Source organism: Streptococcus timonensis (assembly GCF_047463455.1).
Lineage (GTDB): Bacteria > Bacillota > Bacilli > Lactobacillales > Streptococcaceae > Streptococcus > Streptococcus timonensis_B.
The window spans coordinates 57,391-82,043 of sequence record NZ_JASHDV010000002.1; the positions used below are offsets into that span (position 1 = coordinate 57,391).

General features: G+C 38.0%; 22 protein-coding genes. 3 read left to right on the forward strand and 19 right to left on the reverse strand.

Going from position 1 to position 24,653, the window contains the following annotated elements; all coding sequences use genetic code 11:
- The first annotated feature begins 50 nt into the window (after positions 1 to 50).
- From murT to QM847_RS03510, 3 genes are all read left to right on the forward strand, one after another.
- Positions 51 to 1,394: a lipid II isoglutaminyl synthase subunit MurT gene (gene murT / locus QM847_RS03500; RefSeq protein WP_414353852.1), complete on the forward strand. Its 1,344-nt coding sequence runs from the start codon at positions 51 to 53 to the stop codon at positions 1,392 to 1,394.
- On the forward strand, positions 1,394 to 2,176 hold the full coding sequence (gatD, locus tag QM847_RS03505) for a lipid II isoglutaminyl synthase subunit GatD (protein ID WP_414353854.1): 783 nt from the start codon (positions 1,394 to 1,396) through the stop codon (positions 2,174 to 2,176). Before murT ends, gatD begins: the two co-directional genes overlap by 1 nt.
- 115 nt (positions 2,177 to 2,291) lie before the next feature.
- On the forward strand, positions 2,292 to 3,374 hold the full coding sequence (locus tag QM847_RS03510; protein ID WP_414353855.1) for a M24 family metallopeptidase: 1,083 nt from the start codon (positions 2,292 to 2,294) through the stop codon (positions 3,372 to 3,374).
- A 46-nt stretch (positions 3,375 to 3,420) separates the two neighbouring features.
- Here the strand turns inward: QM847_RS03510 and QM847_RS03515 are convergent, their stop codons facing one another.
- The 19 genes from QM847_RS03515 to QM847_RS03605 all read right to left on the reverse strand — a co-directional run bounded on the left by QM847_RS03515 (position 3,421) and on the right by QM847_RS03605 (position 24,558).
- Complete coding sequence (locus QM847_RS03515) at positions 3,421 to 3,963, reverse strand: GNAT family N-acetyltransferase (RefSeq protein WP_414353857.1); 543 nt, start codon at positions 3,961 to 3,963, stop codon at positions 3,421 to 3,423.
- Positions 3,964 to 4,070: 107 nt separating this feature from the next.
- The gene (nadE, locus tag QM847_RS03520; RefSeq protein ID WP_414353860.1) at positions 4,071 to 4,895 is read right to left on the reverse strand and encodes an ammonia-dependent NAD(+) synthetase; all 825 of its coding nucleotides are present in this window, start codon (positions 4,893 to 4,895) and stop codon (positions 4,071 to 4,073) included.
- Positions 4,892 to 6,352, reverse strand: coding sequence for a nicotinate phosphoribosyltransferase (locus tag QM847_RS03525; protein ID WP_414353862.1), 1,461 nt, complete (start codon positions 6,350 to 6,352; stop codon positions 4,892 to 4,894). Before QM847_RS03525 ends, nadE begins: the two co-directional genes overlap by 4 nt.
- 107 nt (positions 6,353 to 6,459) lie before the next feature.
- Positions 6,460 to 6,948 carry a DUF6773 family protein gene (locus QM847_RS03530; protein ID WP_414353865.1) on the reverse strand — a complete coding sequence of 163 codons (489 nt, stop codon included), beginning with the start codon at positions 6,946 to 6,948 and terminating at the stop codon, positions 6,460 to 6,462.
- Complete coding sequence (locus QM847_RS03535; RefSeq protein ID WP_006150074.1) at positions 6,938 to 7,147, reverse strand: helix-turn-helix transcriptional regulator; 210 nt, start codon at positions 7,145 to 7,147, stop codon at positions 6,938 to 6,940. The genes QM847_RS03530 and QM847_RS03535 overlap by 11 nt, the downstream gene beginning before the upstream one ends.
- A gap of 148 nt (positions 7,148 to 7,295) precedes the next feature.
- Positions 7,296 to 7,892 (reverse strand): HAD family hydrolase, encoded by a 597-nt coding sequence (locus QM847_RS03540; protein ID WP_414353866.1) that lies wholly within the window; start codon positions 7,890 to 7,892, stop codon positions 7,296 to 7,298.
- Between the two features lie 55 nt (positions 7,893 to 7,947).
- Positions 7,948 to 8,358 carry a GNAT family N-acetyltransferase gene (locus tag QM847_RS03545; protein ID WP_414353868.1) on the reverse strand — a complete coding sequence of 137 codons (411 nt, stop codon included), beginning with the start codon at positions 8,356 to 8,358 and terminating at the stop codon, positions 7,948 to 7,950.
- Positions 8,359 to 8,454: 96 nt separating this feature from the next.
- Positions 8,455 to 9,828, reverse strand: a complete 1,374-nt coding sequence (locus QM847_RS03550; RefSeq protein WP_414353871.1) for an amino acid permease — start codon at positions 9,826 to 9,828, stop codon at positions 8,455 to 8,457.
- Between the two features lie 80 nt (positions 9,829 to 9,908).
- Positions 9,909 to 10,391, reverse strand: coding sequence for a transcription elongation factor GreA (gene greA / locus QM847_RS03555; RefSeq protein ID WP_269797375.1), 483 nt, complete (start codon positions 10,389 to 10,391; stop codon positions 9,909 to 9,911).
- Between the two features lie 74 nt (positions 10,392 to 10,465).
- On the reverse strand, positions 10,466 to 12,109 hold the full coding sequence (gene mltG, locus QM847_RS03560) for an endolytic transglycosylase MltG (RefSeq protein ID WP_414353874.1): 1,644 nt from the start codon (positions 12,107 to 12,109) through the stop codon (positions 10,466 to 10,468).
- 74 nt (positions 12,110 to 12,183) lie between these two features.
- A complete protein-coding gene (locus tag QM847_RS03565; protein WP_269797376.1) occupies positions 12,184 to 12,684 on the reverse strand; it encodes a GNAT family N-acetyltransferase in 501 nt (166 codons plus the stop codon).
- Positions 12,681 to 13,196: a GNAT family N-acetyltransferase gene (locus QM847_RS03570; RefSeq protein WP_414353877.1), complete on the reverse strand. Its 516-nt coding sequence runs from the start codon at positions 13,194 to 13,196 to the stop codon at positions 12,681 to 12,683. The genes QM847_RS03565 and QM847_RS03570 overlap by 4 nt, the downstream gene beginning before the upstream one ends.
- Positions 13,197 to 13,205: 9 nt before the next feature.
- Entirely contained in the window at positions 13,206 to 14,540 is a 1,335-nt protein-coding gene (murC, locus tag QM847_RS03575) for a UDP-N-acetylmuramate--L-alanine ligase (protein WP_414353878.1), read from the reverse strand.
- 14 nt (positions 14,541 to 14,554) lie between these two features.
- Positions 14,555 to 15,145: a cystathionine gamma-synthase gene (locus QM847_RS03580; RefSeq protein WP_414353880.1), complete on the reverse strand. Its 591-nt coding sequence runs from the start codon at positions 15,143 to 15,145 to the stop codon at positions 14,555 to 14,557.
- A gap of 58 nt (positions 15,146 to 15,203) precedes the next feature.
- Complete coding sequence (locus tag QM847_RS03585) at positions 15,204 to 18,290, reverse strand: SNF2 helicase associated domain-containing protein (RefSeq protein ID WP_414353882.1); 3,087 nt, start codon at positions 18,288 to 18,290, stop codon at positions 15,204 to 15,206.
- Positions 18,291 to 18,380: 90 nt separating this feature from the next.
- Positions 18,381 to 19,547 carry a MalY/PatB family protein gene (locus tag QM847_RS03590; RefSeq protein WP_414353884.1) on the reverse strand — a complete coding sequence of 389 codons (1,167 nt, stop codon included), beginning with the start codon at positions 19,545 to 19,547 and terminating at the stop codon, positions 18,381 to 18,383.
- A gap of 4 nt (positions 19,548 to 19,551) precedes the next feature.
- Positions 19,552 to 20,646 (reverse strand): cystathionine gamma-synthase, encoded by a 1,095-nt coding sequence (locus QM847_RS03595; protein ID WP_414353885.1) that lies wholly within the window; start codon positions 20,644 to 20,646, stop codon positions 19,552 to 19,554.
- Between the two features lie 142 nt (positions 20,647 to 20,788).
- Positions 20,789 to 22,747 carry a peptide ABC transporter substrate-binding protein gene (locus tag QM847_RS03600; protein WP_414353886.1) on the reverse strand — a complete coding sequence of 653 codons (1,959 nt, stop codon included), beginning with the start codon at positions 22,745 to 22,747 and terminating at the stop codon, positions 20,789 to 20,791.
- A gap of 188 nt (positions 22,748 to 22,935) precedes the next feature.
- Positions 22,936 to 24,558: a putative polysaccharide biosynthesis protein gene (locus tag QM847_RS03605; RefSeq protein ID WP_414353888.1), complete on the reverse strand. Its 1,623-nt coding sequence runs from the start codon at positions 24,556 to 24,558 to the stop codon at positions 22,936 to 22,938.
- Between the last annotated feature and the right edge of the window lie 95 nt (positions 24,559 to 24,653).

Here is a 24,653-nt window from a genome sequence, read left to right on the forward strand (position 1 = left end):
ATCTAAAATCTCAATTCTATCTTTTCCATCTTTTATGATATAATAGAAACATGAAACTTGAAACTACTTTTGGGCTCCTAGTTGGACGTTCTTCTCACTTTATTTTAAGTCGTCTTGGACGTGGAAGTACCCTCCCAGGAAAACTTGCCCTTCAATTTGATAAAGATATTTTACATCATCTAGCAAAAAACTATGAGATTGTCGTGGTAACTGGTACAAATGGTAAAACTTTGACAACAGCACTTACTGTCGGGATTTTAAAAGAAGTCTATGGCCAAGTATTAACCAATCCAAGTGGTGCCAACATGATTTCAGGAATCACCACTACTTTTTTGAATGCCAAATCTTCTAAAACAGGTAAAAACATAGCTGTCCTAGAGATCGATGAAGCCAGCCTCTCGCGTATCTGTGACTACATCCAACCTAGTCTTTTTGTGATTACTAACATCTTCCGTGACCAGATGGATCGTTACGGTGAGATTTATACTACCTACAAGATGATTTTGGATGCTATCCGAAAGGTTCCTACTGCTACGGTTCTCCTTAATGGAGATAGCCCACTTTTCTACAAGCCAGCCATTCCTAATCCTATTCAATATTTTGGCTTTGACTTAGAAAAAGGGCCAGCTCAGTTGGCACACTACAATACCGAGGGTATCCTATGTCCTAATTGCCACAGCATTCTCAAATATGAACTTAATACTTATGCTAACTTAGGAGCTTATATCTGCGAGAATTGCGGATGCAAACGCCCTGATTTAGACTATCGAGTGACAGAACTGGTTGAGTTAACCAACAATCGCTCTCGCTTCATTATTGATAGCCAAGAATACGGGATTCAAATTGGTGGACTCTACAATATCTACAATGCCCTTGCTGCTGTTGCTATTGCTCGCTTCCTCGGAGCTGAGCCACAACTTATCAAACAAGGATTTGATAAGAGTCGTGCTGTCTTTGGACGTCAAGAAACCTTCCAAATCGGGGATAAGGAATGTACACTCGTTCTTATCAAGAACCCCGTAGGAGCTACTCAAGCGATTGAGATGATTAAACTGGCTCCATATCCGTTTAGTTTATCAGTTCTTCTTAATGCATTCTATGCAGATGGCATTGATACCAGTTGGATTTGGGATGCTGACTTTGAACAAATTACTGATATGGACATTCCAGAAATCAACGCTGGGGGCGTTCGTCATTCTGAAATCGCTCGTCGTCTTCGTGTCACTAGCTATCCAGCTGATAAAATCACTGAAACGAGCAGCTTGGAACAAGTTCTTAAAACGATTGAAAATCAAGACTGCAAACATGCTTATATCCTTGCGACCTACACAGCTATGCTTGAATTCCGAGAATTACTAGCTAATCGTCAGATTGTTAGAAAGGAGATGAACTAATGGTTTATACTTCACTTTCATCAATAGACGGCAACTATCCTTACCAGCTAAATATAGCCCATCTTTATGGCAATCTCATGAATACCTACGGAGATAATGGGAATATCCTCATGCTCAAGTATGTAGCTGAAAAGCTTGGTGCCCATGTGACAGTTGACATCGTTTCTCTCCATGATGATTTTGATGAGAACTACTATGATATTGCCTTTTTTGGTGGTGGTCAAGACTTTGAACAGAGCATCATTGCTGGTGATTTACCTGCTAAAAAAGATAATATTGACAACTTTATCCAAAATGATGGTGTCGTTCTTGCTATCTGTGGTGGCTTCCAACTATTAGGCCAATACTATATTGAAGCTTCTGGCAAACGTATCGAAGGATTGGGTGTTATGGGACACTACACACTCAACCAAACCAATAATCGCTTTATTGGTGACATCAAAATTCATAATGAAGAATTCGATGAAACCTACTATGGTTTTGAAAACCACCAAGGCCGTACCTTCCTTTCCGATGACCAAAAACCATTGGGGCAAGTTGTCTACGGGAATGGAAATAATGAAGAAAAAATCGGTGAAGGTGTTCACTATAAAAATGTTTTCGGTTCTTATTTCCACGGACCTATCTTATCTCGAAATGCAAATCTAGCCTATCGCTTGGTCACTACTGCCCTTAAGAAAAAATATGGTCAGGACATCGTCCTTCCAGCTTATGAGGATATTCTTAGCCAAGAAGTTGCTGAAGAATATGGCGATGTTAAGAGCAAAGCTGACTTCAATTAATATTTAGATTCCAACATGCTATGAGCTGTTGGAATTTTTTTAGGCTCTTTTCTTCTTCTCCCTTGCTTTTTCTACTATTTTTTGCAAAAATAGAGGGGTAGAAAGAAGGTAGCATATGTCTAAATTACAACAAATCTTAACAAATCTTGAATCAGAAAAGCTAGACGTCGCTGTCATATCTGACCCCGTCACTATCAATTACCTCACTGGTTTTTACAGTGATCCACACGAACGTCAAATGTTCCTCTTTGTCCTTGCAGACCAGGAACCACTTCTCTTCGTCCCAGCCCTTGAGGTTGAGCGTGCAACAAGCACTGTCGCTTTCCCAGTTGTTGGTTATGTGGACTCTGAAAACCCTTGGAAGAAAATTCAAAATGCCTTGCCAGAGCTTGATTTCAAACGTGTAGCAGTTGAGTTTGATAATCTCATCTTAACTAAATATCACGGTTTGAAAACTGTCTTTGAAAGTGCTGAGTTTGAGAACTTAACTCCATTGATCCAACGCATGCGCCTCATCAAATCAGCAGACGAAGTGCAAAAGATGATGGTTGCAGGTGTTTACGCCGACAAGTCTGTTAAAGTTGGTTTTGATAATATCTCTCTTGATAATACGGAAACTGATATCATTGCGCAGATTGACTTTGCTATGAAACGTGAAGGCTATGAAATGAGCTTTGATACCATGGTCTTAACTGGTGATAATGCTGCAAATCCACATGGTATTCCTGGAGCTAACAAGGTTGAAAACAATGCCCTTCTCCTCTTTGACCTCGGTGTGATGGTGAATGGTTATGCATCAGATATGACTCGTACAGTCGCTGTTGGTAAACCTGACCAGTTCAAGATAGATATTTACAACTTGACTCTAGAAGCTCAACAAGCTGCCCTTGACTTTATCAAACCTGGTGTAACAGCTCATGAGGTTGACCGTGCGGCTCGTGAGGTTATCGAAAAAGCCGGCTACAGTGAGTACTTCAATCACCGTCTCGGTCACGGTATCGGTATGGATGTCCACGAATTCCCTTCAATCATGGAAGGAAACGACATGGTCATCGAAGAGGGTATGTGCTTCTCAGTTGAACCTGGTATCTATATTCCTGGTAAAGTCGGTGTCCGCATCGAAGACTGTGGAGTTGTGACCAAAGATGGCTTTGACCTCTTTACAAGTACCAGCAAAGATTTGCTTTATTTTGGTTAAATAGTATTTTATAAAAAATAAGATGGAAAAGTGAGACTTTTCCATCTTATTTTTTGATTTGATAATAAATTTTATCAGCTATATAACCTTTTCGTTCAACTGCATTTGGAATCGTCTTCCAAAAAGTCATTCCAGCATTTTCCATGACACAACCAGAGGCAGGATTTAAACTTGCATAGCAAGCATCTACCTGGTCAAAACCAATCTCATCCAAACAGTATGATAAAACAGCCTTCAAGGCTTCTGTCATGATCCCTCGTCCCCAATAGTCCATCCCTAAGATATATCCAATCTCACAGCTAGATTTTTCTTCATCCATACTGACCAGACTAATATCTCCAATGACATAGTCTGGATTTTCTTTGAGACAAATAGCCCATTTGTAATAGTTAGGATTGTCATAGGATGCTACCCAATTGCCAATAGAGTTTCGAGTCTGTTCAACATTCAGGTGTGGATCCCAAGTAACATAGGTTAGATTATCTAGACGAGAAGCCCAATTCTCAAACATAGCTTGAGCATCACCTTCACAAAAGCGTCTCAATATCAACCGTTCGGTATGTAGTGTCTTTGTACCAATAGACTTCATAATACAACCTCACTTTCCTATTTCATGTCAATATGAGAAAAAGGTCCCCCGGACCTTCCTCGTTCTCCTGTTTCTAGACTCGGGGTAAAAACCTCCCCCGGAGGTTTTTACTCCCAAAACGTATCAAACACTGTGATTGGTAGGTGACGTTTGTGTTGACCTTTATACCACCATTTTTCAATGATTGCTTGAGCTTCTGGACTGATCTGTTTACCTTCAAGATAGTCATCAATCTCTGCGTAAGTTACACCTAGTGCAACTTCATCTGCCAAGCCTGGTTTTTCTTCTTCCAGATCTGCGATTGGTACTTTTTCATAGAGTGCCGGATCAGCTCCAAGCTCAATCAATAGTTGTTTTCCTTGACGTTTGTTGAGACGATAGAGAGGAAGAATATCCGCTCCGCCGTCACCGAACTTAGTAAAGAAACCTGTGACATTTTCGGCAGCATGGTCAGTACCAATAACGGCTCCACTATAGGAACCTGCTATGGCATATTGAGAAACCATACGACTTCGAGCCTTGATATTTCCTTTGTTAAAGTCTGTCATCGAACTTCCAGTAGCCTCTACCGCCGCTGCCATAGCATCTACTGACTCTTTAATATTCACTACTAAACTGACATCTGGTTGAATAAATGCTAGAGCTTTTTGAGCATCATCCTCGTCGGCTTGAATCCCATAAGGCAGGCGAACTGCGATAAATTTATAAGAATCATCTCCGGTTTCAGCTCTCATTTCTTCCATAGCTAATTGGGCAAGGCGACCAGCTAAAGTCGAATCTTGACCACCAGAAATCCCCAATACAAAAGTTTTTAGGAAAGGATGTTTCTTTAAATATCTTTTTAGAAAGTCAATCGAACGACGGATTTCTTCCTTGGCGTCAATCACTGGTTTTACACCTAGTTGCTGGATAATGGTTTCTTGCAAACTCATTCTTCTTCTCCTTCGCCTAGAGCTTCCTTACGCATCTTATCAATCAAGTCCATCTTGTCTTGCCATACATCACGAGCCAAGTCCACAGGGTAATGTTGTGGGTTCAGTACGCGTTTGTATTCATCCCAGAGCTTATCAAATTCCTTACGAGCATAGGCTTGAATTTCAGGCAGACTTGGTAAGTCATAAACCAGCTTACCTTCCTTGAAAATGTCTACCAAGAGTGGAACAGCATCAAAATTACGGACAGTTTTCTTGATGTAAGTATAGGTTGGATGGAACATCTTGATTTCAGTCATGCTAACAACATCGACACCATCATAGGTAATATAGTCACCTTCTGACTTGCCTTTTTCACGACTGGTGATGCGCCAAACTTGTTTCTTACCTGGTGTTGAAACTTTCTCTGCGTTATTTGAAAGTTTAATGGTATTGCGCATATGACCATTCTCGTCTTCAATAGCAACAACTTTGTAAACTGCTCCAAGTGCTGGTTGGTCATAAGCAGTGATGAGTTTAGTACCTACACCCCAGACGTCAATCTTAGCTTTTTGCATCTTGAGGTTAAGGATGGTATTTTCATCAAGATCATTGGATGCATAGATCTTAGCATCCGTAAATCCTGCTTCATCCAGTTGTTGACGAACTTTTTTAGAGATATAGGCCATATCTCCAGAGTCAATGCGGACACCAAGGAAATTAATCTTGTCACCAAGTTCACGCGCAACCTGAATCGCTGCTGGAACACCGATGCGAAGAGTATCGTATGTATCTACTAGAAAGACACAGTTTTTGTGCGTTGAGGCATAAGCCTTGAAAGCCTGATAATCATTTCCATAAACTTGTACTAAAGCATGGGCATGAGTCCCTAAAACCGGAATACCAAAGAGCTTCCCTGCGCGTACATTACTAGTTCCATTGGCACCACCAATAACAGCCGCACGAGTTCCCCAGATAGCTGCATCCATTTCTTGAGCACGACGTGTTCCGAATTCCATCAAAGGTTCATCATCAATGACTGAACGAATACGAGCCGCCTTAGTCGCAATCAATGTTTGAAAGTTGACGATATTCAAGAGGGCTGTTTCAACTAATTGACACTGAGCCAAAGGACCTTCCACTTGAACAATCGGTTCATTGGCAAATACCAAGTCTCCTTCTTGAGCAGAACGTACAGTCAATTCCAACTTGAGATTACGGAGATATTCCAAGAAGGCACCATGATAACCAAGTGATTCCAAATAAGCAATATCGCTCTCAGAAAAGCGCAGGTTTTCTAAGTAGTTCACAATTCGTTCCAAACCTGCAAATACAGCATAACCGTTTTTGAAAGGTTGTTGGCGGAAAAAAACTTCAAAAACTGCTTTCTTGTTATGAATGCCTTGGTCGAAGTAAACCTGCATCATGTTAATCTGATACAAATCTGTGTGCAAAGTTAAACTGTCATCTGGGTACATATACTGTCCTTCTTCCCTATTTGTAAAAAGATGAAAATGTTTCTTCTTTTCTCATAATTTAGTACTATTATAACACAATTTATCGATATTGATAAAAAGCTAACAAGCTATTCCATGCTCTCGAGCTTATCCATATCTTTTTCATACTTTTTCTGAGCCCATTCACCATAACTTTTTAATCCTAAGTTTCCAATAAAGACCCAAGGAAGATAAAGGAGATATGTAATGACCCATGCATAAATATACTTAATATGTAGAGGGTTGTGCTGATAAATTTCGATATTGAACTGGTAGTTCTGTAGCATCAAGGTAGCTGTAATCACTAGAGTTAATAATAGGCAACCTAAAATTGTAAAATGAAAACGACTATAGTAGGTCACACCGAGATTGCGAGCACGATTGATAAAGTAAAAATTCCCTATGATAATAATAGCGAGAAGCATGCTAGGATTAAAAAAGCTTGGTGCTAACACTGATATGAAATAAGCTAGAAACAATAATCCGATAGAAATATGAAAACTCTCTGCACCAGCTTTATTCATCAGTTGTTCTTCTCTTTCATCCAATAATTGATAATAATAAAATCTATTTTTCATCTTCTTCCTCCCAAAATAATTGATCTAAAGTTTTCCCTAAGCATCTACAAATGGATTGGCAAAGGGAAAGACTAGGATTGTATTTCCCAGCTTCTATTAAACCGATAGTTTGTCTAGTCACACCCACAGCTTCTGCCAAGTCACCTTGTGTCAGTTCAAGCTCCACTCGAGCGAGTTTTAATTTTAAATTCTTAGCCACTTCTTACCTCCTTTTAGATTTAAAAAAGTTTCGCTTCTTTCCAAGTTCATTATATCATATAATTTACATTATGCAATATATATCTGTCATTTTGTACGATTTTTTTAACAAAAACTCTCTACCAACTAAATGATAGAGAGTTTTCAGCTTATTCAAATTTTTTCAAAATATCTACAACGTCACTTCTCTGTTTGACTTGATAGGCTTTGATGCCTAAACTTTCAGCCATGTTAGTGTTGTCTGCTATATCATCAAGAAAGACACAATTTGCTGGATCCAACTGATATTTACGGAGGATTTCTTCAAACATTTTTCGATCAGGTTTGATAGCCTTGATATCACAGGAAAGAACAAAACCATCTAAAATCTTTTCTAGAGGTGCTAGTTGATCTTTCAATAATTCATAAAAAACTGGTGAGGTATTAGATAGGACAAAAATACGATGGCCTTTTTCCTTTAAACGTGCAAGAAGCGGAAAGACTTCCGTGTAAATATCGATATAGGCAGGCCAGTTCCAAATGACTTCTTCAACCTTTTTCTGATAGCAATCTCCTAATAGGGATAGAATCTTATCAACCAATTCTTCTCGACTCAAAGTCCCCAGGTCCAATCGTTCCCATAAACCTGACTGGAAAATCGCCTTGTCTAATATCAGATAATCTTTTTCTGTTTTAGCCACAGCTTTCAAAATTTTATCCTTGTTCCATTCCAATAGAACATTTCCCATATCTAGTATGATATCCATTAGCCTATCTCCATCATTATGTATCTAATCACTTTATTTCATTCCCAATTTTAATTTACAAATCTTTTTGATAATAGTGTCTTTGTCCAGTGAAGGGATAATCCTTCAATGTAAAAACTTCCTTATAGCCATGCTTTTGGTAAAAGGTTGGTGCTTGAAACTGATAAGTATTTACAAAAGCAAAGCAACAATTTCTCTTCTTAGCTTCACTTTCTGCCCGCTGCAATAGTTGGGAGCCAATTCCTTGTCCTCGCAAGTCTTCCTTCACAAATAAATACTCGATTTCTAGCCAATTTCCAAAGGTCTCTGCTACTAAACCAGCCAGGAGTTCACCGCTATCATCTTCAACGTAGAGGTTAAGTGGCTCACTTTCAGCTGCTTCCCTTTTGGAACGATTATAAGAGCGAACCAACTCTCCAATTTTTTGCGCTTTCTGAGACTCTGTATTCTCCAATCGAATGTGCATCAAACCCTCCTCAAAGACACTTACGCCTTGATTATATTCCTATTTTAAAGAACTGTCAAACTAAAACTCACCAACCTGAGTTGATGAGCTTCTGACTTATTTTCTAAACTTCCATTGGCTGTAAATCCCAAAAGCGACAATCCAGATTGCTGAACCTCTAGCTCCCATTACAGTTGATTCTTGTAAGAAGAGAGTTCCAAATACAAAGATAAAGAAGAGCATAGTCAGAGGATTTAGCAAGCGATATTGGGGCATGAGATAGCCATCTGCCATAAAGTCCATAGACTTACGATATTTGAGATGGGCTACCATGATCAAGATGTAGATAGCGATATAAACACCTGATGAAGAAGCTGTAATCAAAGCAAAGGCATCTGATACGCCAGGAAGTACATTGATGAAGGCTGCAAGACCAATCAAAACGGCTGAAGCAATGATTGCATTCTGAGGAACGTTGTGACGTGAGAGTGTATCTGCTTTGATAGCTTTCAAGAAACGGTTTGGTGAATCATGAGCAATTTGGTACAAGTGTCGCCCTGTTGAGTAAAGGGTTGAATTCAAGGCTGATGCAGCTGATGTCAAGACAACGAAGTTAATCAAGGCTGCTGCCCACTTAAGACCAACAAGTTCAAATACCGTTACAAATGGTGAATCTGTCGCAGAAAGCTCACGCCAAGGAATAATAGACATGATAGCTAAGAGAGCTCCACCGTAGAAAAAGATAATTCGCAAGGGAATTTCCTTAACAGCCTTAGGCAAGACTTTTCTAGGGTCCTTAGTTTCAGATGTTGTAACACCGATAAACTCAATCATCAAGTAAGCAAAGAAAACCATTTGAAAGGCCATGATAAAGTTTATTCCTCCATTTGGGAAAAGGGAGAATTGCTCACTGATATTGATAAGGCTTGCTGATCCATAAGGAGTTTTAAAGCCAGTCAAGACCATAAAAATACCCGTCACAATCATGGCAAGAATAGCAACGATTTTAATCATGGCAAACCAAAATTCCACTTCACCAAATATTTTAACTGCAATCAGATTGACCAACCCTAATATTGTTAAAAAGACAACCTGAATCAACCAAAATGGCAAAGACGGAAACCAAAACTGAACATAGTGAGCAATAGCTGTAATCTCTGCCATACCAATAAAGACTACTGATAACCAATAAGACCAAACCGAAAAATAGCCCCATCCCTTACCTAGATAACGAGTAATAAAATTGATAAAGGTGTGTTGCTCTGGATCCTGGTACAACATTTCCCCGATAGCACGCATCATGAGATACATGAAGCCACCTGTAATCATATAGACCAAGACTATCGAAGGTCCAGTTAAACTGATAGACCGACCAGCTCCAAGAAATAATCCCGTACCAATCGTTCCGGCAATGGCCATAACCTGAACATGGCGATTGGTTAAGCCACGCTCCATTTTACTTTTCTGTTTGTGCTTTTTTTCTGAATTCATATAATCTCCTTAATTTTTAGAATTAAGAAAAGGAGTGATAGGAAACGCTTTCCCTAAATCTACTCCTTCTTTTTTTCCTATTAAACGGTTTTTTCAACTTTTAAGATTTTAACATCGTAGCTACCAACTGGTGTTTCAATAGTAGCTGTATCACCTTTTTTCTTACCAATCAAGGCTTGACCAATTGGGCTTTCATTTGAAACTTTTCCTGCAAAGGCATCTGCCCCAGCTGAACCAACGATGATGTATACTTCTTCATCTTCTTCGCCAATTTCTTGAATAGTTACAGTTCGACCAATAGCAACCTCATCTTGAGCAACAGCATCACTGTTAACAATTTCAGCATAACGGATTTTAGTTTCCAAACTAGAGATTTGTCCTTCAACAAAGGCTTGCTCATCTTTTGCTGCTTCGTACTCACTGTTCTCTGACAAGTCACCATATGAACGTGCAATCTTAATACGTTCAACAACTTCTGGACGACGAACAAGTTTCAACTCTTCTAATTCTTTTTCGAGTTTTTCCTTTTCTTCAATCGTCATTGGGTATGTTTTTTCTACCATTTTTCTCAACTTTCTTTTACTTATCTATAATATTTTATTCGTTAAAGCAAAATTATGTGGAAAACCACATAATTTTAGTTTGCATTATTTGATTGTTTTAGTTTACTATTGATGTGCTCTTCAACGTTCTTATCATGTTCTTCTTTCGTTGCTGCAAAGTAGACTTTTCCATCTTGAACATTCGCAACAAAGAAGAGATTATCACTCTTAGTTTGATTGATACTTGATTCGATGGCATCTAAGCTTGGGCTATCAACTGGACCAGGCATTAGGCCAATATTCGTATAAACGTTATAAGGTGAGTTGATTTCTGTGTTAATAGCCACATCATCAGCAAGACTGATTTTTTGACCAAGTTTACCTTCTGCATAAAGAATAGCGATATTGCTTTGAAGTGGTATGCCGAGATTCAAACGGTTATAGAAGACTCCAGCGATAAGCTTACGATCTTCCGTTTTTGCCCCTTCCTTCTCTACAAGTGAAGCAATAGTTAAGAGTTCATTTACTGTTAGGTTCTTTTCCTTGATAGTAGCATAATGTGGAGAGAGGTTTTTGTCCATTGTAGCAAGCATTTCATCAATCAAGCTTTCAATAGTTGTGCTCTCTTTAATTGTATATGTTGCTGGGAATAGAAAACCTTCTAAGCGATAACGAACACCACTATCTTTTGCAGGTAAACTTTCAAGAAGTTTTGGATATTTTGCAACCTCTTGAGCAATAAAGTTTTCATCTTGAACTTTAGCCATAAAAGCTTCAGCAGTCAAAGCTTCTTTAAAGTCACCTTGTAGTTGACCAACAGCTTGGGAAATCTGTTCAAGAGTGTAGCCTTCAGGAATAGTTAGATTTGCAAAGATTACTTCTTGAGGCTCTGGAGTTCCTCCTACTTGTAATGCTTTAATCAGATCTTCAGTACTCATACTTTTCTGTAAATTAAAATAACCAGATTTTAAATCCGAATAATTTTTATATTTTACATATGCTGTAAAAAGTAAACCATGTTTAACCAAACCTGATTTCTCAAGTATTGAGCCAATTTCTTGACTATTAGCCCCATTTGGAATATAAACTTTTACAAATTGCTTAGAAGATGAATCTACAGGTTGCAATGCTGACTTAGCATAGCGGTATCCATAAAAACCACCTACTCCAAGAAGAGCGAGTAGAATAAGTAAAGTTACTAAAAATCGTACAAAACGAAATTTCTTCTTTTTCTTAGTTGGTTTCACAGAATCTCTACGGCTACGTCTAGGGGTATCTGTTTCCTCTGAGCTTGAATCTTCTTGAACTGGAATCACAACAGTTTCTTCTTCAATATTAGTCTCAAAAGTGTTTTCCTGATCTTCAAGTTGTGAATCAACTTGTGTTTGGTATGACACTGTAACTCTAGTAGGTGTTGAATCAATTTCCTCTTCCACAACATCAGGTTGATTATACTCAACAGACTCTACTGAGTCTTCTTCGGTAGCAAACGAACGAGGTGGAACGCTTGGTGCATTAGCAATCAATTGATCCACTGCAGACACAGAATTAGCAATTAATTCTTCTTCTGCTGTTTTACTTTCCAGTTTTTCTTGTTCTGATGTATAAGTATTTGTTAAAGTTTCAAATAGGTCACTTGTAGGTTCTGAAATCCTATCTTCTTTTTTTAGTCGTTCTAAATCTCGCAAAATTTGCTCTTTAAAACTTAGCTTTTCTTCTTCTCTTGAATTTTCGCTCAAAGGTATTACCTCCTTGTTGATAATCCATAATATTATATCTTAAAAACCAAATAAAAGCAACTATAGTTGGCTGTCTAAAACTTTTTCTCATTTTGCCAGACCATATTATACCATTCTTCTCCTGCAAACTTAGATTCAGATTTTCCTTCATTGATAAATCCATGCTTTTCGTAGTAGCTAATAAGATAATCATGGCAAGTCAGATTGATACCTTGGCGCTCGTGCTCCAGAGCAATGTTCTTTAAAGCTGTCAATAATTTTCGGCCAAGACCTAGAGATTGAGCTTCCTTAGCAACAGACAAACAAGTAATTGAAATGTAGCCACCAGAATGATGACTGTGGTCTTCAATTTCTTCTGTAAAAGATTTATCTTGCAAATATCTATGTGGCACTACAGGTCCTTCAATATAGCCTAAAATATGGCCGTCTTTTTCAGCAACCAAAAAGCTTGTCTTAATTTCTCTTAAATGTGCTTCAAAAACAGTACGTGGAATCGCTTCTTCCACAGAGAAGTTTTCCAACTCAATTTCTTGAATACGATCAAGATCCGCCAGTCTTGCTTCTCTGATTATCATATTTCCTCCTGATAATACGGATTATCCCAATGCATATGAAAATAAGGATCACTGCTGTTTTCCGATTCAGCAAAGCCATGTTCGATAAATGCATTAATCTCAAAATAAGACAGCATTTTATCAGTGCAGGGAAGATAAAGTCCGGATTTATTGGTTAAACGACTACTCTCTTTCAAAGCTGCTAGTAAAAGTGTCCCAAATCCTTGCCCTCGATAATCAGGATGAATCACCAAACTTAAAATGATAATAGGCACTTTACTAATAGAATGAACGTAGTCTATATCAAAAGCTGAATCCTTCGAACTTGTTTCAGTTAAATCAGCTCCTATAATAAAACCAATCACCTGCTCCTCAAGGCTAGCTAAGAGAAAAGTACCCGCATGGTTGCGGATACGTTCTTCTATCATTTCTTTACTAATATTTCTGCAGGAGTCAGCATTCTTTTCTATAATCAAGTAGATTTGATCCAAATCAGATGCTTGAGCCTCCCGAATTGATATTGGAAATTCCATAGTTATTCCTTACTGAACATTACTTGTCAAATTTGACAAGAGACGTTCGAATGAGTATTCATATGATTGAATGTCACCTGCTCCCATAAAGACGTATACAGCATTGTCATGGTCTAAGAGAGGAGACACATTTTCAACAGTGATAACTTGATGTTTTTTATCAATCTTGGCTGCTAAATCTTCAACCTTAACATCACCATGGTCAACTTCACGAGCAGAACCATAGATTTGTGCTAAGTAAACTGCATCAGCCTGGTTCAAAGCTTGTGCAAAATCATCCAACAAAGCAATAGTTCTAGTAAAAGTGTGAGGTTGGAAAATAGCAACGATTTCCTTACTTGGATATTTCTGGCGAGCAGCATCCAAGGTCGCAATAATTTCAGTTGGATGGTGGGCAAAATCATCAATAATTACTGTGTCATTAACAACCTTCTCTGTGAAACGACGCTTAACTCCACCAAAGGTATTCAAATGCTCACGTACCAAATCTAGATCAAATCCAGCTGTGTAAAGTAAGCCAATCACTGCTGTGGCATTCATGATGTTATGGCGTCCAAAGGTTGGAATATGGAATTGACCAAGATTTTCTCCACGGAAATAGACTGTAAAAGTAGAACCTGTCGTTGAACGAAGTAAATCGCTTGCTACAAAGTCATTGTTTTTCTCTTCAAAACCATAGTAATAAATTGGAGCATTGGCAGTAATCTTACGTAGCTCTTCATCTTCACCATAAACAAACAAACCTTTAGTAATTTGTTTTGCATAATCATTAAAGGCATTGAATACATCCTCTAGACTAGTAAAGTAGTCTGGATGATCAAAATCGATATTGGTAATGATGGAGTATTCTGGATGATAAGGCATGAAGTGACGCTCATATTCATCTGATTCAAAAACAAAGTACTTGGCATTTTCAGATCCACGACCTGTACCATCTCCGATTAAATAACTTGTATCAGTGATATGTGATAAAACATGTGATAGGATTCCCGTCGTAGAAGTTTTACCGTGGGCTCCGGCTACTCCCATGCTGACAAAGTCACGCATAAAGTTTCCAAGAAACTCATGGTAACGTTTATAGCTAAGGCCGTTTTGGTCTGCATAAGCGATTTCAACATTATTATCAGGACGAAAAGCGTTTCCAGCGATAATTTCTAAATCTCCCTGCAAATTCTTCTCATCAAAAGGAAGAATAGTAATCCCTGCTTGCTCCAATCCACGTTGTGTAAAATAGTACTTGTCAACATCAGACCCTTGAACCTTATGTCCCATTTGATGTAACATCAAGGCCAAAGCACTCATACCTGATCCTTTGATTCCGATAAAATGATAGATTTTTGCCATCTTATTCCCCTTTATTATTCTGTTATATTTGTCAAGTTAAGTTCTTGAGCAACTTTTCGTTCTTTTTCAGCTTGATTTTCTTTTTTGTTATATATTTGGCTTTTCTTCAAGAAATCAAAATTGTTTTTCTTTGAACCTAGATTATCCTCTTTAGAAGACTTTTGTATCTGAACTATATTCTCAGCCAAAATGTAATGACTTTGAGTCAATTTTTTACTGTATTTTGTATATTCTCCTGGATTCTCCTTTTGGAAAGGAGCCGTAGGCTGCTTCGATGGTTTAGCAATCTTAGAACTTTTATGGCGTCTTACATGCGTAATATCCTGTGTCAGATAACTAGCTGAACGTTTTTTCTTCAAATCCGCTCTTGCTTCTTCGCGAGCCAATTCAGCATAGCTTTTTTCTGTTTTTTCAGAAACTTGCCTATTATGTTGTTGATTCGAAGGTTTATCCTTAATAATTGGTGACCACTCTAAGTAATTCTTGTCTTGGTAGTCTCCCTTGATATTACTAATAAAGTCTGATTCATCATATAAGTTCATGACTGGCATCTCTGATAGCATGATCTCATCATCTGATATTATTGGAAACCGTTTTTGATTCATTTTTATTTCCTTTCAATACTCCATTATAGCGTAAAGTCCTGATTTTTCAAGTCTTGTCTTACGATATTCCTAAAATTTCCCTGATTTCATCAAGAGACAGACTTGCACGAGACTCAGTTCCATCCAAGACCTCTGAGACTAGATTCTTTTTCTGTTCTTGTAGTTCCTGAATCTTCTCCTCGATAGTGCCACGTGTTACCAATCTATAAACCTCAACAATCTTTTCTTGGCCCATTCTGTGTGCTCTACCAATAGCTTGAGATTCGACTGCAGGATTCCACCATAAATCAACCAAAATGACCGTATCAGCTCCTGTTAAATTTAGACCAACTCCTCCAGCTTTAAGTGAAATTAAGAAGACATCCTTCTCACCTTGATTAAATTCCTTAGTCATCTCTTGACGTTCCTTAGAAGGTGTAGAACCTGTTATTTTAAAAGATGATAAACCTAAACTAGGCAGCTCTTTCTCTATAAGATCCAACATACCTCTAAATTGAGAAAAAATTAAAACCCTGTGACCACTTTCGGAAATCTGTATTAGAAGATCACGCAAACTATCTAACTTGCCACTGGCCCCTTCATAATCATCCATAAACAAGGCTGGTGTATCACAAATCTGACGCAGACGCATGATACCCGTTAAAATATCTACACGGTTTTTTTGAAATTCTGTCTCTGTCACTTGGACCAAGCGCTCCTTCATCTGTTGGAGTTGCGCTAGATATATGGCTTTTTGTTGGTCTTCAAGTTCATTTTTATAGACTACTTCTATCAAGTCAGGTAACTCTGATAGAACTTCTTTCTTCTTGCGTCGCATAACAAAAGGTTTAATAAATTGAGATACCTGCTCTGCAGATAATTTCATAAAATCATTTTTTTCTGGTAGTAAACCTGGCAAGACGATTTGGAAAATGGACCACAGTTCTCCAAGATGGTTTTCAATTGGGGTTCCTGAAAGAGCAAAGATTGATGGTACGAGAAACTGTCTTAAAATTTTAGCAATCTTAGTTTGCGCATTCTTCATCACTTGCGCTTCATCTAAAAATAGAAAGTCAAAAGACATCTGCTTGTATATGTCACTATCCTGACGGAAAGTTGCATAACTAGTAACATATATCTGATGTTTTTCTGCCAAAAGTGATTCTCGATTCGGTTTAAGTCCGTGGACAACGACCAAGTCTAAATCTGGTGCAAATTTTTTGAATTCATCAGCCCAATTATAAATTAGACCAGATGGAGCTAAAATTAAAATTCTACTATCTTTCTTAATCTGGCTACTAATAAAGGCGATACACTGCAAGGTTTTCCCTAAACCCATATCATCAGCTAAAACACCTCCAAAACCATAGTGATGGAGCATCTGAAGCCATTGAACTCCCTTTTTCTGATAGTCTCTTAATTGAGCTTGAATTTCTATTTTTTGCATGGGAAACTCCTCTGGATGTTTCAAATCACGCGCTAAATCTCGAAATTCATCCGATAAAGAGATGTTCTCTTGATTTTTAAATAGCTGAGATATGGTATAAGCCAGAGACTTGCGTGCTCTAAAGGAACCATCTCCAATCTCATCGATACCCAGATCTTCTATTTCCTGACGAACTTTTTTGGTCTCCTCATCAAAAAAGAACACTTCATTAAATGAGTTAATGTAAAAATCTTGATGACTAGCCAAAGCTTTCATAGCCAAGTCAATATCTTCTTTAGTAATTGCTTGAAAATCAAAATGAATATCTAATAAATTTCCCTGTGAAGAAACCTGAATCTGAGGTTTTTGAACTCGATAAAGTTCTTGCAACTTTCCAGAAATAGAAACTTCTCCAAACGATTGAAATTCAGGGATGACCTTATGAAAGAAAGTAAAGATAGCCTCAGATTTAAGAGCTTGACGCCAAGATTGAAATTCTGCCTCAAATCCAGAGGATAGAGCTAGTTGAAAAATCTTTTGTTCTAACTGAATATCGCTTGCAAAGGGGAGGGATTCTAGTTCTCTACGAGAGGTTATAAGACAAGATTTATAGTCAAATGTCATATCCAATCGAATGGAACCATCTTCTTCTCTATCAAAGTAAAAAAAGGGTTGAAAAGTTCTGATTTGAAGACTCTCTGGAGCTACTACTTTCCCTATTTTGCAAAGTTGAACTAATTGAGCAGCAAAAAAGTCTCGATCACTTTTATCAAACTGCAGAACTTTTCTCCCCTGATTATTCATAGGTAATTTTACTATTTTATCCAATAAACTAGCTTGCTCTTTTGACAAAAGATAAAAAGTACCTTTATGAAACAGAACCTGACCTCTATAAAACGAATTACTTCGCTTTTCTTCAGTAATATCCATCTCATAATAATTTGGATTATCCATAATGTTAAAGGAGATAAAACCTGATGCTCCATCAAAATCTTGAAACAAGATATGATGATAAGCTGCGACCTGATGCTCAAACTGAAAATCGTCTAACTCCATTAACAGGTTTACACCTTGCTCAAAAAAGGTTAATGGAAAATAAAGATGGCGCCCTTGATTTTTGAAGAAAAGGTTAGCATCTGATTGGTCTTCTATTAATCCCTGTAGAAAAACCAAGAGATTTTGGCTACTATCATCAAACTGAGAAAGTTCTATAGCAGATTCATATGTTTTACCAATCATATATCCTTTATGATTTTCTATAACCTTTAAAAATAAAGGAATGTCACGTATGACATAATATTTTTCAAATGGAGAAAGCCCTATTTTTAAAGTCCAAATAATACGATTAGTCCCTGCCTCTACCTGTCCATGTACAGATATTTGATATTTTTTAGGCAAATTAGGAGTTTGGATCATATCCAAGAATTGCTTCCCAAAAGACACTTGAGTCTCAACTTCTTCTTGTTTTTCCTGTCCAGTCTCTAAATTGATATAAATTTTACGACCCTTTTCATCATTTTTAAGATAATGCTCCAAGGCCGCTAAATGAACACAGTAACCTCTTTTTTGAAAAAAGTCACAGCCGCAGAAAACCAAATCATCATCTAAACTATAGCGAATTTCTTCCTCATCTACTCGAGCAAAAAGACGAGTGTTTTTTTCTTTGATGATTTGAACCTTTCCAGTTTCATAAAGTTCTATTCCTTCAGTACGAATCTTCCCCGGAATCAATTTAGCCATATTTTCCCCTTTACTTTATCTCTTTATTATACCATATTTCTCCCTATGAAAATAGCCTTCTAGGATACTTTAGTCCTAAAAGGCTAGTTTTTAAACTTTAGCAAAAATGGTTACAATTCGTTGACAAACTTCTTCTAAAACTGATGTTGGCATGGCCACATTGAGACGAGCATGCTGGGCCCCTTCCTCACCAAAGTCCAAACCACGGTTTAAAATGACCTTGGCTTCTTTTTTCAATAGTCCCTGCAGATCCTCTTCTGACAAACCATAAGCTGAAAAGTCAAGCCAGACTAGATAGGTTCCTTGAGGTTTCATGACCTTGATTTTAGTTTCCTTCCCAAATAAATCAACTAGATAATTGATATGATTTTCAATGACTTCTTTGAGTTCCCCTAACCAATCCTTACCATAACGATAAGCCGTTTCTGTAGCCAAATAGCCTAATCCTGATATTTCATGCTGGTTATTAGCAAGTTGACGTTTTTGGAATGCCATTTTTAACTTGGGATTCTCAATAACGACATAGGAATTTTTTGTTCCTGCAATATTAAAAGTTTTAGTGGCACTGCTCAGAATCAAAGAGAAATCTTTAAAAGCTGGATTAACAGTATTGAAAGAATGGTGTTTGTGACCAAATAGGGTTAAATCTTGATGAATTTCATCTGATACTAACAGGACCCCGTGTTTTTGACAAAGCTGTCCAATTTTCTCAAGCACTTCTTTTTCCCAAACACGTCCACCAGGATTGTGGGGGTTGCAAAGTAGATAAAGTTTTACGGTATTCTCCACCAAATCTTTCTCCAATTGCTCAAAGTCAATCTCAAAGAGTCCATCTTTTTCCACTAGAGAGTTGGTGACCAATTTTCGGTTGTTGAGCTTAATACTACGGGCAAAAGGTGGATATACTGGTGTGTTAATAAGCACGGCTTGGCCTTCATTGGTATAAGCTTGAATGGCTGTTGAAATAGCTGGTACTACCCCTTCGATAAAGACTAGAGCATCCTTATCAAAGCGATAGCCGTGCTGTTTTTCCTCCCAGCTTTGAACCGCTTCAATCAATCCATCACTAGCATAGGTATAGCCATAGACTAATTGCTCAGCATAGTCATGGACAGTCTGACGAATCTCAGGTAACACTTCAAAGTCCATATCAGCAATCCAGGCTGGCAATACTTGACGGTCAGTCTCGGCTTCTTTCCATTTGTAGGTATTATGTCCAAAACGATTGGGCAAGGTCGTAAAATCATATTTTCCCATAGTCTTATCCTTCCAAGGCTTGACGCAAGTCTTCAATCAAATCTCTAGCATCCTCAATACCAATGGATAAGCGTAAGAGATCATCTGTCAATCCGTAAGAATGACGAACTTCTACAGGAATATCTGCATGGGTTTGAGTGGTTGGGTAGGTAATCAGACTTTCTACACCACCCAGGCTTTCAGCAAAAGAGAACACTTTCAAGGTATTTAAGATATGAGGAATACGCTTCTCATCAGCCACTTTAAAGGAAATCATTCCCCCACGACCTGTATACAAAACTTCTTTGACAGCAGGTGATTGTTCCAAAAAGGCTACAATCTCTTGAGCATTAGCTGTTGAGCGCTCCATACGAAGTGATAAGGTCTTGAGACCACGAATCAACTGATAGCTATCAAATGGTGACAAAACGGCCCCAGTCGTATTGAGATTGTAGAAAAGTTTTTCATATAGTCCTAAACTATTAGTTACAACTACACCTGCCAAGACATCATTATGTCCTGCAAGGTATTTGGTTGCTGAATGAAGGACAATATCAGCTCCTTCTTCTATCGGGCGTTGGTAAATAGGGCTGTAGAAGGTATTATCCACCACAACTGTCGCCCCTTTAGCATGAGCTAATTTTGACAATTTTTCAATATCAAATTCCAACATCAAAGGGTTGGTTGGTGTTTCGATATAAAGTACATCCACATCCTTTTCTAGCTCAGCAATCAACTCTTCTTCTGTGTTGGCATAGTTAAAGTGGAAACGTCCTTCTTGCTCCACTTGATTGAACCATCGGAAAGAACCACCGTAAAGGTCACGGACAGCCAAAACTTTGCTGCCTACCGGAAAGACACTAAAGGCCAAGACAATCGCAGACATACCTGAACTAGTCGCTAAAGCATACTTGGCGGATTCAATAGCTGCCAAGACTTCTTCCACTTTACTACGAGTTGGATTTTTAGTACGTGTATAGTCAAATCCTGTTGATTTTCCAAATTCAGGATGTTGATAAGTCGTTGAAAAGTGGATTGGTGTAACCAAAGCACCTGTCGTTTTATCTGATTTAATACCTGCTTGGGCTAAAATTGTGTTGATGTGAAATGATTTGCTCATACTTTACCTCCAAATCTATAGTAACTATTGTACCACTTATTTTGGATCCTTCGTTTTCTTGTTTTCAAGAGCTAGTTATAGTTTAAAACTATATGAAAAACGATAACCTCATCAAAGATTACCGTTTTTAAATTTAGAGTCATTATTTAACGTGTTTAGCTAATTCTTCTTGGGCTTTTTTATTAGATTCTTCTTTTTCTTTCAGCCATTTTTGTCTAGCTTCTTCATACTCCGCCGTTGTAACAACCTTATCTTGCAACTTAACGTATTTGTATGATTCAACACCTTTATTTCCTGCTTGAGAGAAGGCAGCAGAGAATGGTACAGTTCTTCTCAATCCAGGAGTTCCACCTTGAGAAACGTTTGGAAGAGCAAGCGCACTGTCAACTAACCAGGCTTGAGCTTCAGCGTACTTATCATAACGTTTGTTCAAAACTTGTTCAGTATTAGCTTCTTCTAACATCTTAGTATAGACATCCAAACCAACCGCAGTTGCTTTAGCATTGGTTTCACCAGGTTCTAGACCAAGGTTTTGCAATGAGCCACCACTTGTTAAACTTAGAGTATCAAGGTAGGTTGATGGATCTTGATAGTCAGGTCCCCAACCACCGTTATAGAGGTCATAGTCTTTTTGCGCTGCCGTATTTGCTAGATAACCAATACTATCCATTTCTTCTGTAGTCAGCATTTGAATATCGATAACGACATTATCTGCACCTAGAACAGATTCAATAGACTGTTTGAAAGAGCTTGCCTCTTGGACACCCTTCTTAAAGGTTTGGTCAACTGGTAAATCCAAGTGAATTGGGAATTGAACACCTTTGGCTTCAAGTTCTTTCTTAGCTTGAGCAAAGACTTCCTTAGCTTTATCAGCATTGTAGTAGGCATCTTGCGCATCATCAAAATTCATATTTTCCCATACTTTTCCGTAGTTAACCATCTTAGAAGCAACTACATCACCAAAGTCTTTTCCTTCAAGAGTTACAAATGTTGGTGGAACAAGCAAGTTTCTGATAATCTTAGTTGCTCCATCTTCCCCTTGAGATTGAGCACCATAAGCAGTACGGTCATAGGCAAAGTTGATAGCTTGACGGAATGATTTGTTTAAGACTGCTTCTTGTTGGGCCATCTTTTCAGCGTCTGTCGTTTTTGATGTGTGGTTATATGATTTCCTATCTAGGTTAAAGTTATAATAGTAGGATGTCGCATTTTGCATACTATAAATGATGTTATCTTTATATTTTTCTTTTACTCCAGAGAAGCTTGAGCTATTTGGATAGAGACGCGCAAAACTATAGACACCCTCGCTAAAGCTACGAACTAGAGAATCTTGATCACTACCATCATAGTAGGTCAATTTAACTTCATCTACGAATACATTTTTAGCATCCCAGTAATTTGGATTTTTCTTGTATTCCATGACAGATTTAGAAGTGAAAGACTTGAGAATAAATGGACCGTTGTACAAAAGATTTGCTGGATCCACTTTACCGAAGTCGTCCCCCTGAGAATTCAAGAAATCAGCATTAACTGGGAACAGAATGGTTGCAGTTGTTTTTGAATTCCAATAAGGTTCTGGTTTTGTCAAGGTATATTGAACTGTTTGGTCATCAATAGCCTTAACTCCAACTGTTGAAAAGTCTGTTGTTTTTCCGTTGATATAATCATCCAAACCTGCTACAGAATCTTGTACGAGGTACAAAGCTTCAGATTTTTTATCCGCAGCATATTTCAACCCTGTCACAAAATCTTGCGCAGTAACTGGAGCATACTCTTCTCCTTCAGATGTATACCATTTAGCATCCTTACGAAGTTTATAAGTATATGTCAAACCATCTTGGGATACAGTCCAATCTTCTGCCAATGAAGGAATATAATTTCCATACTGGTCATTTTCCATCAAACCATCCACTAAGTTTGTAGCAACATCACCAGTAGTTGCACGGTTTTCTAAGAGATAGTTCAAACTAGAAGGATCGCTTGCGTATACATAGTTGTATACTTTAGAAGAGCTAGTCGAATTACCACAAGCTCCCAAAAGCAAACCAGCACTTAAGACGACGCCTGCTAACGTCAGGTATTTTGCCTTAGACTTTTTCATAAACAGAACCTCCAAATTTAAATATTTGTATCATTATACAGCTAATGTTTTTTTTAGTCAAGTAATTATGTTTAAAATTTTATTTTTTTCTACATTTTTTATATTTTTTTGTATTTTTTCAAGAAAAAAAGAACAATTTAGACTTTTTTACATAAAAAGTTCAAATTGTTCGTTTTATTTATAAACTGTTATGATAATTTTAAACGTGCACGTAAGCGATCTGCTTTAGCTGGTCCAATGACCTTATCCAAAAGTCGAGTACGTAGACTCAGAACACCATAGACGCCTCCTCCCATAAGGCCAATGATAGCAACATAAACGAAGCTCCATAGACGTCCAGTTGGTTGGAAGAAAAATCCTATTATCCATTGTATGAAACCAACTAGCAGGAACATCACTACGGTTAGGATAGAAATTAAGATAGTTCGTTTTAGAACAATATTTCGACGGATACCCGTCACCTGGCAAATATCACGGTACATTAAAACATTTGGAATAATCAATCCGATTGTTGTAGAAATTAGCGGACCGTAACTGTGGAATAGAGCAATGGCTGGAAATTGTAAGACCAGCTTTGCGAGCGAACCATAGACAAAGTATAAAACAGCCTTGCGATTTCGGAACATAGCTTGAAGCATAGGTGACAAGACCATGTATAAACCGAGGATAGTTGACTGCAAGACTGCAAAGACAAACAAGCCCAAAGCCAAACTATCAGGTTTACCGTAAAAGACTGTATAAAGAGGGACACCAACCATGACTACTCCAACTGTTGCAGGTAGTAGGAATAAGAAGAGCATGGTAATACTATCTTGCACCAACCGAGAAGCTGCTGGTAAATCACCCTTGACATAGTTCTCGGTCAAGAGGGGCAAACCAACGCTACCGATTGATACTCCTACGGAAATCAAAATCATGGTGATTTTGTTAGGATTGGCAGAGAAATAAGAGAACATAACAACCAAGTCTTCATTGCTATAGTTAGTCAACCAAGTCATGGTATTAATAAAGGTCATCTGGTCTAAAATTTGGAAGAGCTGAATTGCTGATCCTGTTAGGATAAATGGAATAGCTTCCTTAATCGTATCAATCAATAGACGCTTGCTATTTATTTTATCTCTTGTTTCAAAGACTTTTTGTAGCAATCCTTCCTTAAATAGGAAATATAGAAGTACTGCAAAACTCGCCATCATCCCAATAAAGGCCGCAAAAGTAGATTGAGTAACTGCTGATAGATAATCTTTTGAACCGAGCTTCATGATGATAAAGGTTGCTAAGAGCATCCAAATAACACGGATAACCTGCTCAGCAATTTGACTCATGGCATAAGGTTTAAGATTATTCAACCCTTGGAAAAATCCACGGATAACACTCATAGACGGGAAAATCAAGACAGCCCAAGATAGGCTCTGCATAATTGGGATTAACTCACTTCCAACACCTGAAAGGTCTGCTAACCACGGAGCCATGAAATATAAGATTAGGGCAAAGAAAACACCTAATCCTGTCATGAAGCCTAAGAAACTACGAATTAAGGCAAAACTATGCTCTTCCTCATTCATGGTATTATACTTAGCGACTTGCTTTGCGACTGCAACAGGAATACCCGCAGTCGAGATCAATAAAAACCATGCATAAATATTATAACCCATGGTAAAGAGCCCATTTGCCTTAGCGGCATATGTCCCCATCCAAATATACCAAGGAATAATGTAAATAGCCCCGAGCAGGCGGCTGATAAAATTACTAGCCGTTAGCCAAGCAGTCCCTCGCAACATCTGGGCTTGCTGATGATTATTTTCGTTAGACATAGCTTCCTCATTCATTTTTAATCACTAGGAAAAGTTCCTTATCTTCCATTATAAACTTTTCCTTGTTACTTGTAAAATTCAGACTTTCAGTTTAC